The 16,115-nt window shown below is 43.2% G+C and carries 19 protein-coding genes; 8 read left to right on the top strand and 11 right to left on the bottom strand.

Annotation, left to right across the window (positions count from 1 at the left end; genetic code table 11):
* Nucleotides 1-12: 12 nt before the first annotated feature.
* The 8 genes from IQ230_RS05670 to IQ230_RS05635 form a co-directional block, all read right to left on the bottom strand.
* Entirely contained in the window at nucleotides 13-1,527 is a 1,515-nt protein-coding gene (locus tag IQ230_RS05670) for an AAA family ATPase (protein ID WP_193931084.1), read from the bottom strand.
* A 43-nt stretch (nucleotides 1,528-1,570) separates the two neighbouring features.
* A complete protein-coding gene (locus IQ230_RS05665; protein WP_193931124.1) occupies nucleotides 1,571-2,074 on the bottom strand; it encodes a YceD family protein in 504 nt (167 codons plus the stop codon).
* Between the two features lie 141 nt (nucleotides 2,075-2,215).
* Nucleotides 2,216-2,728 carry a Jag family protein gene (locus tag IQ230_RS05660; RefSeq protein ID WP_193931083.1) on the bottom strand — a complete coding sequence of 171 codons (513 nt, stop codon included), beginning with the start codon at nucleotides 2,726-2,728 and terminating at the stop codon, nucleotides 2,216-2,218.
* A 2-nt stretch (nucleotides 2,729-2,730) separates the two neighbouring features.
* Nucleotides 2,731-3,876 (bottom strand): membrane protein insertase YidC, encoded by a 1,146-nt coding sequence (yidC, locus tag IQ230_RS05655; RefSeq protein WP_193931082.1) that lies wholly within the window; start codon nucleotides 3,874-3,876, stop codon nucleotides 2,731-2,733.
* 205 nt (nucleotides 3,877-4,081) lie between these two features.
* A complete protein-coding gene (locus IQ230_RS05650; RefSeq protein WP_193931081.1) occupies nucleotides 4,082-4,462 on the bottom strand; it encodes a PH domain-containing protein in 381 nt (126 codons plus the stop codon).
* Nucleotides 4,449-4,853, bottom strand: a complete 405-nt coding sequence (gene rnpA, locus IQ230_RS05645) for a ribonuclease P protein component (protein ID WP_193931080.1) — start codon at nucleotides 4,851-4,853, stop codon at nucleotides 4,449-4,451. Before rnpA ends, IQ230_RS05650 begins: the two co-directional genes overlap by 14 nt.
* A 30-nt stretch (nucleotides 4,854-4,883) precedes the next feature.
* On the bottom strand, nucleotides 4,884-5,018 hold the full coding sequence (gene rpmH / locus IQ230_RS05640; RefSeq protein WP_015189368.1) for a 50S ribosomal protein L34: 135 nt from the start codon (nucleotides 5,016-5,018) through the stop codon (nucleotides 4,884-4,886).
* Nucleotides 5,019-5,133: 115 nt separating this feature from the next.
* Nucleotides 5,134-5,667: a DUF2808 domain-containing protein gene (locus tag IQ230_RS05635; RefSeq protein WP_228054619.1), complete on the bottom strand. Its 534-nt coding sequence runs from the start codon at nucleotides 5,665-5,667 to the stop codon at nucleotides 5,134-5,136.
* An 842-nt stretch (nucleotides 5,668-6,509) separates the two neighbouring features.
* On the opposite strand from IQ230_RS05635, the gene IQ230_RS05630 reads away from it, so the two are divergent.
* The 4 genes from IQ230_RS05630 to IQ230_RS05615 all read left to right on the top strand — a co-directional run bounded on the left by IQ230_RS05630 (nucleotide 6,510) and on the right by IQ230_RS05615 (nucleotide 11,253).
* The gene (locus tag IQ230_RS05630) at nucleotides 6,510-7,676 is read left to right on the top strand and encodes a Re/Si-specific NAD(P)(+) transhydrogenase subunit alpha (RefSeq protein WP_193931079.1); all 1,167 of its coding nucleotides are present in this window, start codon (nucleotides 6,510-6,512) and stop codon (nucleotides 7,674-7,676) included.
* Between the two features lie 45 nt (nucleotides 7,677-7,721).
* Complete coding sequence (locus tag IQ230_RS05625) at nucleotides 7,722-8,015, top strand: NAD(P) transhydrogenase subunit alpha (RefSeq protein WP_193931122.1); 294 nt, start codon at nucleotides 7,722-7,724, stop codon at nucleotides 8,013-8,015.
* The gene (locus IQ230_RS05620; protein WP_193931078.1) at nucleotides 8,012-9,406 is read left to right on the top strand and encodes an NAD(P)(+) transhydrogenase (Re/Si-specific) subunit beta; all 1,395 of its coding nucleotides are present in this window, start codon (nucleotides 8,012-8,014) and stop codon (nucleotides 9,404-9,406) included. Before IQ230_RS05625 ends, IQ230_RS05620 begins: the two co-directional genes overlap by 4 nt.
* Before the next feature lie 269 nt (nucleotides 9,407-9,675).
* On the top strand, nucleotides 9,676-11,253 hold the full coding sequence (locus IQ230_RS05615; RefSeq protein ID WP_193931077.1) for an alkaline phosphatase D family protein: 1,578 nt from the start codon (nucleotides 9,676-9,678) through the stop codon (nucleotides 11,251-11,253).
* Between the two features lie 103 nt (nucleotides 11,254-11,356).
* Here the strand turns inward: IQ230_RS05615 and IQ230_RS05610 are convergent, their stop codons facing one another.
* The 3 genes from IQ230_RS05610 to IQ230_RS05600 form a co-directional block, all read right to left on the bottom strand.
* Nucleotides 11,357-11,527 carry a hypothetical protein gene (locus tag IQ230_RS05610; RefSeq protein WP_193931076.1) on the bottom strand — a complete coding sequence of 57 codons (171 nt, stop codon included), beginning with the start codon at nucleotides 11,525-11,527 and terminating at the stop codon, nucleotides 11,357-11,359.
* Nucleotides 11,528-11,535: 8 nt separating this feature from the next.
* On the bottom strand, nucleotides 11,536-11,625 hold the full coding sequence (gene petN, locus IQ230_RS05605; protein ID WP_015189376.1) for a cytochrome b6-f complex subunit PetN: 90 nt from the start codon (nucleotides 11,623-11,625) through the stop codon (nucleotides 11,536-11,538).
* Between the two features lie 125 nt (nucleotides 11,626-11,750).
* Nucleotides 11,751-12,425, bottom strand: a complete 675-nt coding sequence (locus tag IQ230_RS05600) for an SDR family oxidoreductase (RefSeq protein WP_193931075.1) — start codon at nucleotides 12,423-12,425, stop codon at nucleotides 11,751-11,753.
* Between the two features lie 224 nt (nucleotides 12,426-12,649).
* Between IQ230_RS05600 and IQ230_RS05595 the strand changes: the two genes are divergently transcribed.
* The 4 genes from IQ230_RS05595 to IQ230_RS05580 all read left to right on the top strand — a co-directional run bounded on the left by IQ230_RS05595 (nucleotide 12,650) and on the right by IQ230_RS05580 (nucleotide 16,093).
* Nucleotides 12,650-13,312: a hypothetical protein gene (locus IQ230_RS05595; RefSeq protein ID WP_193931074.1), complete on the top strand. Its 663-nt coding sequence runs from the start codon at nucleotides 12,650-12,652 to the stop codon at nucleotides 13,310-13,312.
* A gap of 91 nt (nucleotides 13,313-13,403) precedes the next feature.
* On the top strand, nucleotides 13,404-13,787 hold the full coding sequence (locus IQ230_RS05590; protein ID WP_193931073.1) for a hypothetical protein: 384 nt from the start codon (nucleotides 13,404-13,406) through the stop codon (nucleotides 13,785-13,787).
* Nucleotides 13,788-13,834: 47 nt separating this feature from the next.
* Nucleotides 13,835-15,670: an ABC transporter ATP-binding protein gene (locus tag IQ230_RS05585; RefSeq protein ID WP_193931072.1), complete on the top strand. Its 1,836-nt coding sequence runs from the start codon at nucleotides 13,835-13,837 to the stop codon at nucleotides 15,668-15,670.
* Nucleotides 15,671-15,886: 216 nt separating this feature from the next.
* The gene (locus IQ230_RS05580; protein ID WP_193931071.1) at nucleotides 15,887-16,093 is read left to right on the top strand and encodes a hypothetical protein; all 207 of its coding nucleotides are present in this window, start codon (nucleotides 15,887-15,889) and stop codon (nucleotides 16,091-16,093) included.
* Nucleotides 16,094-16,115 lie beyond the last annotated feature (22 nt).

Genomic DNA, 16,115 nt, shown 5'->3' with positions numbered 1-16,115 from the left:
TTGGCGTGTAGTTCACTGCATCTGCCGCTGAATACGACAACTTAAAGTGCTGTGCTTTGAAGCTAAGCGAGCTTTTCCTGCCGCAGCCCATTCTTGGAGAAACTCGATTTGCTCTTGCGCTGTCCTTGCCAAAGGAATAATTTGACTAGCGGCTTCTAAAATGTCATCCGTAGTAAAGTCACGGTTTTGACTAAAACCAATATGCATTGCTTCAATGAGCGTTTGCTCAATTTCTGCACCGGAAAAGTCTGGTGTTTCGTAAGCTAATCGTTCGATGTCATAGTTTTTGACGTTGTGAGGACGCAGTCGCAATAGATGAACTGTAAAAATGGCTTTGCGTTCTTCTTGGGTGGGTAATCCAACAAAGAAAATTTCATCAAGACGCCCTTTGCGCAGCATTTCTGGTGGTAACGACTGAATATCATTAGCAGTAGCTACAACAAATACTGGTGATGTTTTTTCTGCTAGCCAGGTGATGAACGTACCAAACACGCGGCTTGTCGTACCAGCGTCACCTTTGCCACCAATACCAGAAAATGCTTTATCAATTTCATCAATCCAAAGAATGCATGGAGATAAAGCTTCAGCAACTTGAATCATTTGTCTCGTACGCGATTCAGATTCACCGACTAAGCCGCCAAACAATCGTCCGACATCTAACCGCAGTAAAGGTAAATGCCAATGATGTGCGATCGCTTTTGCAGTCAGTGACTTGCCTGTTCCTTGAATTCCTACTAACAATAAGCCTCTTGGGTGCGGTAAGCCATAGCTGCGGGCGCGTTCAGTAAATGCCCCACCTCGCCGTAATAACCAGTCTTTAAGATTATCTAATCCACCAATATCAGAGATCTTTTCCGTAGCAGGGTAAAAGTCGAGAATTTGAGTTTGGCGAATTGTTTGCCGTTTTTCCTGTAATACGAGTTCGACATCTTCAGGTTGAATTTGTCCGTGGGTTGCGATCGCCCTCGCCAAAACTCGCCGAATACGCTCCATTGATAGTCCTTGGCACGAACGAACTAATTCATCAAGTACCTTTCCTGTCAGTGATTGCCCTGTTGCTGCTAGTAACCGCTCGATTTCTGCTTTAATTTCTGGTGCTGCAGGTAGAGGAAACTCCAAGACGGTTAAAACTTCACTCAAGTCTTCAGGAATCGCTACTTTTGGCGAAAGAATAACTATATTTTTTGGTTGAGACTTTAACAGCTTTGCTAAATTACGCAATTTACGGCAAACGGACACATCTTCCAAAAATCGGTGGAAGTCGCGCAAAATAAATACTGCTGGTGCTGACACAGGCAGTTTTTCAATTAATTCCAGCGCCTGTAGCGGGTTACGACGACCAAAACCCGTATCATTAGGATTACTTGTGTATCCATCGACAAAGTCCCAAGTATAAATTGCCCGATTTCCTTGACGCTGTGCAACTTCCCGAACTGCTAGTTCTACTCGTTCTTCTTCAAATGTTGGGATGTAAACTAGTGAATAGCGGGCGCGGAGTAGCAGTTCAAATTCATCATGGAAGCTCATGGTAGTATTGGGGGCTAGACGCTATTAAGGACTCGTTTGCATTTTAACTATTAGAGTTGTTTTTGAGCGATTGCAGAGAAGCCCAGCGCTTGTCAATAAGTCCAGCTGAAGCATCGTTATTGTCCGTTTGAATTCCGAGACATTCAGTGTCACACAGTTGCCTTTGCGGAATTTCTAAACACAACTGCTCGTAAAGCCACTGGGTAGGATTGAAGAAACCGCGAGGTGGTAATGTTTCTATCAAGTCTTCCAAAGCTAGTTCTCGCTCAACCAAAGGCGTATCTGTTTGTTGTGCATCGTCTAACCAAATAATTTCTGAGGTATCGACGACCAAACGATGATTATATTGTTGCAAGCAGCGATGGCAAGTTAATGTGATGATTGTTTCGGCAGTTGCTGAAACTTCTAAATAGTTGCCGCAGTGTTTAACTTTTATCCAGCCGCGAACGGGTGTCAGGGTTTCTAAATCTGGTAAAAACTCCTGAACTTGAATTGCCTCAGTTTTCTCCGGCGCTTTAATTAGCTGCGGAATATAAATTGCTTCCATCATAATTTTGCGCCACCCTTTTAAACACAAGTATTTCCGGCACAGGTTAGTATTTCAATAACAGTCTAGCTGTTGCTATCACTTGTTAGCTATCAATTATGTAAGAGGGGCGCAATAACGCCCCTAGACTCTACACTAATTTTATGGCAACTGCCGCACAACTAAATGACGGTGCGGCTCTTTACCTCTACTAAAAGTTTCTAAATCTGAGAAACCTTTCAAAAACGTGTGGACTTGACGGCGTTCTGCTGACGACAGAGACTTGATTTCAACTTCTTGACCTGAAGCACGGACTTGTTCTGCTGCAGAGGAGGCGATCGCTTGCACTTCTGCTTGGCGACGTATGCGATAACCGTCTAGTTCTACAGTATATGATGCTTGTTCGCCTTGTGATTGATGTAAATTGAGTGTCGCATTAGCCAAATACTGAATTGCGTCAAGTACGTTGCCTTCGGAACCAATGAGAGTTTTTATTTGTTCTGAGCTAAGTTTAGTTTCATCAACTGTCAACCAGTAGTTGTCAGGCTCTTGAGCAGCACCATCTTGAATTTGACTTGCTTCTAAGTGTGCTTCTACATTTGTAGACACACTCATAAGTTTGAGCAGCGATTCCAACCAAGTTTGACCCCGCTGCATTCGCGTATCTTCTGTCATACTTATCCTGAAGCTTTTTTCTTAGAACGTCCTGGCTCGAAAGGAAGTGCTTCACGTCCTTTGGCTTCTGACTCTTTCGTCTCTGATGCTGCGACAATCTTTTGGAGATTTTCAGGCAGTGGTTCGCGGGAAACAACAAAAGTTTGCAATGTTTGGAAGATATTAGCAATGAGCATGTACATCAGGACTCCAGCAGGTAACGGGAAAAACAAAAACATCCCCGAAAAAATGACTGGAGTAATTTTGTTAACTGTATCTTGTTGAGGATTACCTGAGGCACCTTGACCAGAAAGAACTTGGCTAAGATATAAACTTAAACCGAAGCCGATCACCATTGCCACGATATCCCAGTGAATTTTGCCATCGGCATCAAACGCGCCAACTCTACCTAAAGCATCAATAAACAGAAAGCCTTTGTCCGCAGCGATTCCTGGAATCGTCCCTTGAATTGTTGCTTCACCTGGTTGCAAGGCTTCAATATTGCCTGCTTCATCTATCTGTATCCGCTCTTGACCTTTGGTGATGCTCCAACGTGGCTTGATACTAGTTTCTGGATGTTCAGCCACTAATTCTTTGAGTGGCTTACCCTCGACTGTTTGAAATTCAAACTTTGTTTTTTCTCCAACAGCTAAGCTATTACCACTAGGTACAATTGCGCTAATGCGATAATGCTCTCCATCGGCAATGTAGATATTTTGAGGTGAAGTCGCAAAGGCTTTTGGTTGAACTCGTTCGATTTGTTCCTGGGGTACAATTTGCAGGTTGACAGTATAGTTGATATCAGAAAACGGCGAACCGCGCAGCGTCGCAAATAAAGCAAACAGTACTGGCATTTGCAACAGTACTGGTAAACATCCAGCTAACGGATTACCAAATTCTTTGTATACTCCGCTCATTTCTTCCTGCAACTTTGCAGGATTATCTTTGTGTCGTTCTTGAATTTCTTTAACCCGCTTTTGCATTAAAGGCTGCGTAATTCGCGTGCGCCGCATATTGCGAATTGAGCCAGCACTAAGAGGGTAGACTGCAAGGCGAATGACGAGTGTTAGCGCCACGATCGCTAATCCATAGCTGGGCACGATCCCATAGAAGAAATCCAGGATCGGCAGCATTACGTTGTTAGAAAGAAACCCGATACCAAAATCCATTGGTGTTAAGTCAACCTGAACTACTCTAATTTGTCTGAATCTAATGTATCCGAACTAAGGGTCAGGCGTTGCGAGCAGAGAACGGAGGATTGATGTTTTTCGTCATTTTACTAACACATCGATGTTCAAAATTCGTTCATATTATGAAATACTACGCTAGCATTTCATAGCAAAACCAGAAGCCTGCCCTCATATCGTTATCAGACTATGATGTTGCACCAACTTTCTTGGCAGCTACTTGCTCGTTGATATAGTCGTAAATCTCGCGAAACTTTGGAACTGCACGTAGTTCCAAGCGACTACCATCTCTAAGTGTAAGAACCATATCTCCCCACATGCCAAGACCACGAGGAACTTTTACAATCTTGACAATTTCTGCGTAGATAATATCAGTGCGATCACGCCCTTGCCATCCTCCTGTTACTGTAATTCTACGATTTGTGACGCGATAGCGTAACCACAAGGCTCTGACAATTGCGCCAACACTCAGTGGTAAACCGATTAGCGTTAATCCAATTAGCAAGTTAATAATAAGGTCTCCAATATGCGGTCCACCTTCAAAAAACACTTCTTCACGAATGCCCATCGATTACCTCAGCTTCTGTCAACAACTGCTCTAATTCTTGCAGAAATTGATCGTAATCGCACTTAGCTTGCACAACTGAAGGTTTTACGATAACCACTAATAGCCATCCAGGCGATATCTGAGGTAACAAACTGCGAAAAGCTGCTCGGATCTGACGCTTGATCCGATTGCGCACTACAGCCCGTTTACTCACCTTTGTACTAATCGAAATACCAATTTTAGTTGCCACCTCCAACTCAAAGTTTTCTGGCTCCACCTTAGAATTATTAACAATCGGTTTCGCTTTTTTGTGTAAGGCTCTCAGTGTGAGATGAGATCCATGACAGCGGATACCTTCTCGAAACACTGCTCGGAAATCGTACCGACTTTGAAGTCTATTTGAGCTATGCACTACGTTTCGTTGATTTTGAATGTCTCAACGCTAAACGGTTAACCGATGACGTCCTTTTCTTCTGCGGGCTTTAATCACGTTTTGTCCATCTGGAGTGCGCATTCTAGCGCGAAAGCCAGATGTTCTTTTTCTTTTGCGGTTAGTTCCTTCTAGAGTGCGTTTCATGAGTTTTCTTCCTTACTCAGCTGTTTCAAAAAATCACAATCTCTTATCATATCACCAAACTTGCAACTGATTGACCTGAATAGCAGCTTCTCAGGAAGATAGACTGACTGCTAGCTCAACTAATACTCAGAATCCACGTTCCTACATAGCGCAGTAGGGGTACATCACCAGGAGTTTGAATCTGGCAATTGAAATAGTACATCCCGCCAAAGGTAGGATTTCTAACATTAGAAAACACTATTTCAGTACGCGTGTTTGCTGGCACAGGTTCGGCAGGAAAAATTTCCACTACGCGGTTTTCTTGATCCCATCTCACTTCTTGTAGGGGTACGCTTTTTCCTCTTACACGTACTTCAATGTTATCTGGATCAAATTTGCCTCGATAGTTTTCTGGATAGGAAACTGTGAATTGAGCAGCAGCTAAATTTAGCCTATTTCCTGGAATGCGCAAGCGGTAGCGATCCCAACCATTAGCTTGCCCACCAAAGTCCAAGCGAAAAGGCAACTGATTTTCGCGTTTTACACCGCTAAATATTGTAAAACCAGGTAAAGACTGGGCGGTAGAAATGACAGGAAACGCAGCAATCAAACAACCACTAACAGCTAAAGCAGAAATTACGCGACGCATAGATACTTTTGTGGCTACCATCGGTCTGTATACCTAAAAAATTACTAGGTGTTTTTACTAAACTTTATCAGAAAGGGGCGAGGAGCTAGGGATGAGAGACGAGGGCACAGAAGAATCTCGTGTGAATCAGGTTTGAGGTTTAATGCTCTAGCACTAACGGCATGGAGAAGCTAGAAATTGTGTGGAGAGGAAGTAGCCCGACACACAAATCGCAATTCAATCCGCTAAATGCCTATTAAGGGGTGAGAGAACCCCTTACTCATCGCTCCTCGCTCCTGTGAGGTTAGACGTGCTGTAGTTGAAAAAAGTGCCATTTTCTTAAGATTTTGTTGAGCATATCTTAGATCAAAGAAGCTAGAGCAGGCTCAGTTTAAGTTACTCTCATCTTAGGTAATGTGCTTGACTTTGTTGATAAATGTGTACCAGTGTATCTATATCTTGGGTTTTCGTTATAAAAGTTGAGACATTTTGCCACACAAGTGCCTATCAGGTAAGCTACATTCATCAAGACATTTCCCAAAATTGTTAAATATGCTTTCTGTATGACGAAAAAAGTCAATGTTACTACGTGTAACATATAGGCTATTTTTTGTAGCTCAATTTATAAAAGAAGCTAAAGATTAGAATTTAACATTTGGGGATCGCAATAAGATGTGCAGAATTAAGTATAAGTAAGTTTTGAAAAGTATTAAATTGCAATTGCCACAATGAAGCCTCCGATAGCAACAAAGCGGATAACACGCTGCTTTGCCTTGTCCATGCAAAACTTAGGAGGAGTAAGGAGCTTTCAATTGGCTGTAGAGGGAGCTAGTAACACACATAGTTTTAAATTGCGTGATTGAGATTATCAAGAAGGAGATTGAATGAAATTAGCAGTTGCAAAAGAAATTGAAGTTGGTGAGCGTCGTGTTGCCTTAATTCCAGATACAGTTGCTCGACTAGTTAAGAAGGGAATCGAAATTTGGGTAGAAGCAGGTGCCGGAGAAAGTTCCTTTTTTACGGATACAGACTACGAAACAGCAGGGGCGAAAATTATAACTGATACAGATGCCTTGTGGCGTGAAGCTGATATCCTGCTCAAAGTAGGGATACCTAGAGAGCGCGAAGATGGGCGTTTGGAAGTAGATTTATTGCGTGAAGGCGCAGTTTTAATTAGCTTCTTAAATCCATTAGGTGAACCTGAGATCGCCCAACGTTTGGCGCAGCGACAGATTACAGCGCTGAGTATGGAAATGATCCCACGCACAACAAGAGCGCAAAGTATGGATGCTTTATCATCACAAGCATCGATTGCAGGGTATAAAGCTGTGTTAATTGCCGCAGCAGCACTACCAAAATACTTTCCTATGTTAACGACTGCGGCAGGAACAATCGCTCCAGCCAAGGTATTTATTATGGGTGCAGGTGTCGCTGGATTACAAGCGATCGCGACTGCAAGACGCCTAGGCGCTGTGGTAGAAGCTTTTGATATTCGCCCTGCAGTCAAAGAAGAAGTTCAAAGCTTGGGAGCAAAGTTTGTTGAGGTACAACTCAACGAAGATACTGTTGCCGACGGCGGATACGCTAAAGAAGTTTCAGAAGCAGCCAAGCAACGCACGCAAGAAGTTGTTGCTGAACACATCAAGCAATCTGACGTAGTCATTACAACAGCACAAGTTCCCGGTAAAAAAGCACCACTTCTCGTCACAGAAGAAATGGTTGCCCAAATGAAACCAGGTTCAGTTGTTGTCGATCTTGCTGCTGAACAAGGTGGCAACTGTGCTTGTACTGAACCAGGTAAAGATGTACAGCGCAATGGCGTGACAATTATTGGTCCAATTAATCTACCTTCATCAATGCCAGTTCACGCGAGTCAACTGTATGCAAAAAACCTTTTTTCACTCATCCAACTGCTAATCAAAGATGGCAATCTGGACGTGAATTTTGCAGATGATATTGTTAATGCTGCTTGCATCACGCACGCGGGTGAAATTCGCAATCAACGCGTGAAAGAAGCTTTAGCAACTTTAAGTAGTGCGACAGCTGGGTAAGAGGTGACAGGTAATCAAGTAATTACCAAAAATGGAGATTTTTCAATGACAGAAGCACTCATAGCGGCTTTGTTTGTATTTGTTTTGGCATCTTTTGCGGGATTTGAGGTAATCAATAAAGTTCCGCCAACATTACATACACCTTTAATGTCTGGTGCAAACGCGATTTCCGGCATTGCGGTGATTGGCGCGATTCTCGTTTCGGGTGCTAATGAGGGACAGGTATCTGTCATTTTAGGCTTAATTGCCGTCGTGCTAGCGACCATTAACGTTGTAGGTGGTTTCCTGGTGACAGATCGGATGTTGCAAATGTTTAAGAAAAAAGAGGTGAAAGCGTGAGTGAATTTCTACCAACAGGAATTCAGTTAACTTATTTAGTAGCTGCTTCGTTATTTATCGTTGGTTTAAAAAAATTAGGTTCGCCTGCTAGCGCACGTCAAGGTAATTTCTTAGCAGCAGTCGGGATGTTGCTTGCTGTAGTCGCAACGCTGCTCGATCGGCAAGTGCTAAGCTATGAAATGATTTTAGTTGGTTTGGCAGTTGGTTCGTTGATTGGTGCGATCGCTGCGCAAAAAGTCGCCATGACAGCCATGCCACAGATGGTAGGCTTGTTAAACGGACTTGGTGGTGCGGCTTCTGCACTCGTTGCAGTAGCAGAGTTTTGGCGATTAATGGGAACTTCGCAAGCTATTCCCCTCGATGCCAATATTTCCATGCTGTTGGATGTGTTTATTGGTGGTGTCACTTTTACTGGCAGTATGATTGCCTTTGCCAAGTTGCAAGGTTTAATCAGCGGTTCTCCAGTGACATTTCCATTACAGCAACCAATTAATGCCTTACTTTTAGTTGGTTTTGTTGTTGGTAGCGGATATTTATTAGTCGCCCCCGAAAATTTACCAATATTCTTGGCAGTAGTGGGTGTTTCCCTACTCCTCGGCGTATTATTTGTCCTACCAATTGGTGGTGGCGATATGCCTGTCGTGATTTCGCTGTTGAACTCGTTATCAGGTTTAGCGGCGAGTGCTGCTGGTTTTGTCGTAATGAATAATATGCTAATTATTGCGGGTGCTTTAGTAGGTGCATCTGGATTGATTTTGACGCAGATCATGTGCAAAGCAATGAACCGCTCTTTGGTAAGCGTGTTGTTTGGCTCGTTTGGCAAAGCAGGTGTCTCAGGCGGTGGTGGTACAGAAGATAAAACTGTACACAGCATTGATCCCGAAGAAGGCGCAATGATGTTGGGTTATGCGCGATCGGTAGTTATTGTTCCTGGATATGGAATGGCAGTAGCGCAAGCACAGCACAGCGTTCGCGAATTAGCAGATCAACTTGAAAAAATGGGCGTTGATGTTAAGTATGCCATTCATCCTGTCGCAGGAAGAATGCCAGGGCATATGAATGTGTTACTTGCAGAAGCGAATGTCCCGTATCCCCAGTTGCATGATATGGAGGATATTAATCCCCAATTTGAGCAAACAGATGTCGCTTTGGTGATCGGGGCAAATGATGTCGTGAACCCAGCAGCCCGTAGTGATGCCGCTAGCCCAATTTATGGAATGCCAATTTTAGAAGTAGATCGCGCCAAGCACACAATTGTGATTAAGCGGGGCATGAGTACTGGTTTTGCTGGTGTGGATAACGATCTGTTCTACAAAGATAAAACTATGATGCTCTTTGGTAGCGCTAAAGATGTCGTAGGCAAGTTGGTTTCTGAGGTGAAGCAGTTATAAAAAGCGCTCTCAATCACAACTGACAAATTTCTAAGCTTGCTTTGAGGAATTAGTGCTCTTAAGGCAAGTTTTTTTATGCTGTGGGCAGGCAAGAGATTGACTTACATCATTTGGTTAGCCTATATACAAATTCATCAAAGTTAAGTCAACTTTAACACTACCTTGATGAGCAGTTAATACGTACTTGCTACTTTCTTGTTGCATTGGATGAAGCTTGACACTATTAGTTGAGCTTCTCAAGGCTAAAAAAATACAAGAGGAGCAAACACATGACTCGCTGGGATTTTAACCGTTTGCTGTTAACTCAGATGCAGCGGCGGCGCTTGCTTATAGGTGTGAGTGGATTGACAAGTTTGGCGATCGCAAGTCAATTTTCGCGGCGAGTTGTTGCCCAACCAAGATTTTCTGATTATCCCTTTAAACTCGGTGTCGCTTCAGGAGAACCATTACCCGATGGTTTTGTGATTTGGACGCGGTTAGCACCTCAACCACTCAACGGTGGGGGAATGCCAAACCAAGATGTTGAAGTGCGCTGGCAAGTGGCACGAGATCCCAAAATGCAGCAAGTTATCCAAAAAGGAACGGTGATCGCCACTCCTGAACTCGCGCATTCAGTTCATGTAGAAGTTCAAGGATTAGAACCAAATCGCTGGTATTGGTATCAATTCAAAGCAGGTAATGACACAAGTCGCATCGGGAGAACACGCACTGCACCCGCACGGGGCGAGCGCTTACAACAACTAACTTTTGCCTTTGCTTCGTGTCAAGACTGGCAAAATGGCTTTTATTCTGCCTACCGCAACATGGCGCAGGAAGAACTCGATTTTGTCGTACATCTTGGCGATTATATTTACGAATACGGACCTGATTTCAGCAAGCCACGTCAACACAATAGCCCTGAAATTGTTAGTCTTGCTGACTACCGCAACCGTCATGCTTTGTACAAAACCGGATTTCATTTACAAGCGGTTCATGCAAAATTTCCTTGGATTGTCACCTGGGACGACCATGAAGTTGATAATAATTATGCCAACTTAATTCCTGAAGACAATCAAACACGGGAGGAATTTATTAAACGCCGTGCAAACGCTTATCAAGCTTACTACGAGCATATGCCATTGCGTTTATCTTCCTTACCCAAGGGTCCAAATCTGCAACTTTACCGGCGTTTGACTTTTGGGGACTTAGCTGAGTTTTTTGTATTGGATACTCGTCAGTATCGCACTAACCAACCGTGTGATGATGGATTAAAACCTCGGTGTGCGGAAGCTTTAGCTGAAGAGGCGACAATGACAGGCAAAGAGCAAGAACGTTGGTTATTTAGAGGATTAGAGCGATCGCAAGCGCGTTGGAATGTTATAGCCCAACAAACAATGATGGCTCAATTTGACTTTGACGCACGTTCAGATAGTGAAACATTTAACGTCGATCAATGGGATGGTTATGTTGCGGCACGCAATCGCCTGTTTAACTTCATCCAACAACGCAAAGAAGTAGCTAACCCTGTTGTCATTACAGGTGATATTCATTCAAGCTGGGTACACGATCTCAAAACCGACTTTAAAAATCCTGCTTCACCTACCATTGGTACAGAATTTGTCGGAACTTCGATTACTTCAGATTTTCCCGCGCAGTTTATTGCCCCAGTGACTGCAGCTTTAGCCAATAATCCACATACAAAGTTCTTTGATGGTGCTTTTCGAGGCTATGTCCGCTGTCAACTTACACCCAAACAATGGCGTAGCGATTATCGAGTTGTTTCGACGATTCTCGATCCGCAAGCTCCAGCAAGTACGCTGGCGTCTTTTATTGTTGAAAATGGACAACCAGGCGCTCAAAGAGCATAAAAATACTCTTTTGTCAATATAAAATTTCAAAGTTTTGAGTTTTGAGTTTAATCCGTCATTCAAAACTCAAAACTCAAAATTCACAACTCCGCGAAGCGGTAAATTACTTCTTGCGTTTATATCTACCCTGGACGCGATTTTCGCGGTTTTCTTTGTCTTGGCGACGGCGATCGCGCCAATCTGCAACTGTTAAGTACAAAACACCTCCGGTTACTGCAATCAGTAAACCAAAGGCGACTAGAACAAGAACATTGAGTGCTGTCGTCGTTTCCACTTGAGCTTTTACAGTCCGTTACGACCCCAAACTACCATTGCAATCGACCATGTGAAGGTAACAAGCAGTGTAACCCAACCGAGTGTCAAGATTTCCATAGCCGTGTATTAAGCATTCTGTAAAACAATCTTAAAATTTATCATACTGCAAGATCGGCACTAGAGGTAACGTTGGAAAAACCTGTGAAGATAAGTTGCGCTTGTGTAGCAGTGATTTCAATCGCTCAGCTGACATCAAATGCAACAAAATCAGGTTGACCGTACATCATTTGGCGATCGACGGCGGAGAGAATTTTATTATTCGCCTTTTCTGAATTGAGACAGCGACAGACAAGTTGGGCGACATCAGCGCGGTGAATTGTCCCAGCAACGCGCGGATCTTCAGTAAGAATGCCATTACCTGTTGCGGGTTCTGATTTCAAACCACCTGGTCGAATGATTGTATAAATGAGTCCGCTGTTAATCAAATGTTGTTCAGCTTTTTCTTTCTCGACTAACACAGACCCTAATGTTGCCAAAGCTTGAGGTGGTAAAGCTTGCGCACTATCACCGCTACCAATTGAAGAAATTAAAATAAATTTTTGCACTCCGGCTTTGACTGCTGCATCGATGAGATTTTTGTTTCCTAAATAGTCAGCGCGATCGCCATCTTTAGGTAAACCACCAATTGTGCTGATAACGGCTGCAATTCCTTCTGACAACATTGCGTTTTCTACATCACTGACACGCAAGGCGTCGCCTAAAACAACCTCAATCCCCATTGCTTCTAAATCCGCACGAGTCGCCTCGCTGCGTAGTAAAGCTTTTACCTTTAGCTGTTGTTGTCTCAAACAATGCGCGATTTCTCGACCGACGCCACGGCTGGCTCCCGCAAGAAAAATGTAGGATGGATTTGTCATGCTTAGTTAATTTTCTCCTTTGTTGGGTAATGGGTAATAGAAAGTTATGAATGTTGAGTGTTGAGTTATGAGTTAAGAAAACTCAAAGTTCAAAATTTTAATGCCTCCGGCACCTTTCTTCGCGAACAATTCAAAACGTGCTAAGGCACCGCTACGCTAACAAAACTTAAAACTATTAACCAATTACCAGTTTTTTAATGATGTTCGTTTTCACTCGCTTACTTATGAGTAGAAAAATTATTTTATGGGTGCTTTGGGCAGCATTTATAATCTATGTGCTGTTTTTTGCACCACCGTTGCATCTACAAGAAACCTTAACACTGTTAATCAATATTCTGACGTTGCAGTGGACAAAGGTGAATCCAGTGATTTTATCGTTGTTTTCGCTGATTGGTGTTTGGATATTCATTTATAGCTGCCTTTTATTCATCGATGGCAGAATGCAGAAGATTCCATTTTGGGCTTTTGCACTCGCGTCACTTGGTACAGGTGTGATTGGCTTAATCCCGTACTTGGCGTTGCGCGAAGCGAATCAAGAATTTACTGGTGCTAAAGATTCGTGGTTACAGTTGCTGGACTCGCGTAGTACTGGTGTCGCTGTGACGATCTTTACCATTGGTTTAGTCGCTTTTGGTTTATTTGCTGGCGATTGGGGAGATTTTGTGCAGCAATTCTTAAGCGATCGCTTTATTCACGGTATGAGTTTAGCGTTTTGTGTGTTTGCTGTCTTGTTTCCTACCGTACTTGGTGACGATATGGCGCGTCGCGGTTATTCTAGCGATTCACAACTTTTTTGGTTGTTTGCGCTTATTCCTTTATTTGGTCCCCTTGCATACCTTTGCTGGCGTCCGCCTTTACCGCCTTTTGGGCGGAGTGTTGAGTTATGAATGTTGAGTTAAGAAAGTTCTTTTAATTCAAAACTCAAAACTTTTTAGTACTTGTGTACTATTGAAATAGAAGTCAGGGAGAACATCACATATGGCAATTGCAGATTTACGCAAAAGCGACATGATGGCGCATCTACTAGATGCTTTAGATGCAGGTAAGGATATTGGTCATTACGGTAGATTAGTCTTTGCGATGGTAGCGCGGCACTTTTTAAGCGAAAAAGAGTTAATCGAATACCTACAAAAAGATCGCGATTTTAGTGAAGAAGACGCGCGATCGCTTTATAAACAAGTACAAGGTAAAGACTATAACCCCCCACGTCGCGAACGAGTATTGGAATGGCAACAACATCAAGATTTTCCGATTTGCCCCAATCCTGACGATCCTGATGCTTGTAATGTTTACAAAGATTTACAGTTTCCTGAGGAAATTTACGATCAAATCTCAGAATATCACGAACAAAAAGGAAGTTAAGTAGCTAGGGTTATTACAAAGAGTGGGTTTCCCGTATTGAACCGTAGATGAAAAGTTATCCGCAGGGAATCGCACTCCCATTGCAGCAAAGCTTGCGACAAATATTAGCAATATTTCGTTATAGTGGACGGGCTATCGAACTTGTGTGGACGACTAGCCGCGTTCTTACAGTAGTTCTAGCAGTATTTACTTTAACAGCAGGTTTACTTCCTGGGGCGATCGCCTATATTGGTAAGTTGATTGTTGATGCCGTAGTAGCAGCCTCGCAATCAGGATTAGAAAGCAATCGCGCTGCATTAGGCTATTTAACACTAGAAGCTATACTAGTCGCCTTACTCGCGGGTAGTCAACGGGGATTGAGTATCTGCCAATCACTATTACGAGTGCTATTAGGGCAACGAGTTAATGTCTTAATTTTAGAAAAGGCTTTAACCTTAGATCTTGCTCATTTTGAAGATTCTGAATTTTACGATAAGATGACGCGGGCGCGGCGCGAAGCCTCAAGTCGTCCTTTATCACTCGTTAGTCGGACGTTTGGTATTGTTCAGGATAGTCTTTCACTCGTTACATACGGTGGTTTACTGCTGCAATTTTCGCTGTGGGCTTTGTTAGCACTCGTTTTAACTGCAATCCCTGCATTCGTTGCTGAAACAAAATTTGCCGGAGAAGCCTTTCGCTTGTTTCGCTGGCGCGCACCAGAAACGCGAGAACAGCACTATCTAGAAACATTAATTGCGCGTGAAGATTTTGCGATGGAGGTGCAGTTATATCAACTTGGATCAATGTTGCTACAACGCTACCACAATATTTTTAATCGCTTATACCGTGAAGATCGCAACTTAACTTTACGCCGAGGTGTGTGGGGTTATGGGTTGGGTTTACTAAGTAGTGCGGCATTTTATGCTGCGTATGCTTGGATTGTTGTAGAAGCGATCGCCGGACGAATTTCTCTTGGTGATATGACAATGTATCTTGTTGTGTTTCGCCAAGGACAAACAACTTTTTCTTCTGCACTCACTTCGCTGGGGGGAATGTACGAAGATCAGTTGTATTTATCTAATCTCTATGAGTTTCTCGAACAAGACATTCCCCAGCCACGCGGTAATGTTACCAAAGGAATCTCACCACAAGATGGTATTCGGTTTGAAAATGTGACATTTACCTATCCAGGAAGCTTGCAACCTGCAGTAAAAAACTTGTCGTTGCATCTTAAACCAGGTGAGAAACTGGCGATCGTAGGTGAAAATGGTTCCGGAAAAACGACTTTAATTAAGTTATTAACGCGCCTTTACTCTCCAGATTCAGGACGAATTCTGCTTGATGGCTTAGATTTACAACAATGGGATATTGAAGTGTTGCATCGGCGGATTGGCGTAATTTTCCAAAATTTTGTCCGTTATCAATTCACTGTTGGTGAGAACATTGGTGTTGGAGATGTTCAACACTTGGTTGAAGAACCACACTGGCATATTGCCGCAGATAAAGGCATGGCACAACCTTTTATCGAGCAAATGGCTGATAAATTTTACACGCAGTTAGGGCGTTGGTTTAAAGGTGGTCAAGAACTCTCTGGCGGACAATGGCAAAAAATTGCACTTTCGCGGGCTTTCATGCGGACACAAGCAGATATTCTTGTTTTGGATGAACCTACTGCAGCAATGGATGCAGAGGCTGAAGTATTAATTTTCCAACGATTTCGCACTCTCAGCAAAGATAAAATGGCAATTTTAATCTCGCATCGCTTTTCCACTGTCCGTATGGCAGATAAGATCGTTGTTCTCTCAGGTGGAGAATTAATTGAACAAGGAACACACGAGGAATTACTTCAAGCTAAAGGACGCTACGCCCGACTTTTCTCGCTACAAGCTGCAGGATATCGGTGAAAGAAGTAGAAGAGTAAGAGGGTAGGCGGGTAGTTGGGTAAGCGGGTAAGAGGGTAGGCGGGTAGTAGAGTAGTAGGGTAAGAGGGTAGTAAAGAACAATAATCATCAAATCTCTCCCACTAGCCACTCGTTCATCCAAAAGTAAAGAATTTCTAAGAAGACTGACATCTTAACTATGTTGGAGTCAAAATCAATGGCAAGTCTTTTGATGTTGCCATGATGGATAATCCTGCGCAAAACTCGAATCAACCAGCAGAAGTGCTAATAACGGCGGCGGAACAGGATCTTATTGAACAAATTCAATCTGAGTTAATATCGTTGACTCGTGTGACTTCTGATGAAACGATGGATTGGCAGCAATTTCCGTTTGGGGCTAACTGGAGTAGTACGTGGGAAGGGGAAATTTACCGTAACCTTTGGTAGCAGTCTGCAAGCATTAGAATAG

This window comes from Gloeocapsopsis crepidinum LEGE 06123 (assembly GCF_015207655.1).
In the GTDB taxonomy this organism is placed as follows: Bacteria; Cyanobacteriota; Cyanobacteriia; order Cyanobacteriales; family Chroococcidiopsidaceae; genus Gloeocapsopsis; species Gloeocapsopsis crepidinum.
This window is presented reverse-complemented; position numbering and strand designations above follow the sequence as displayed.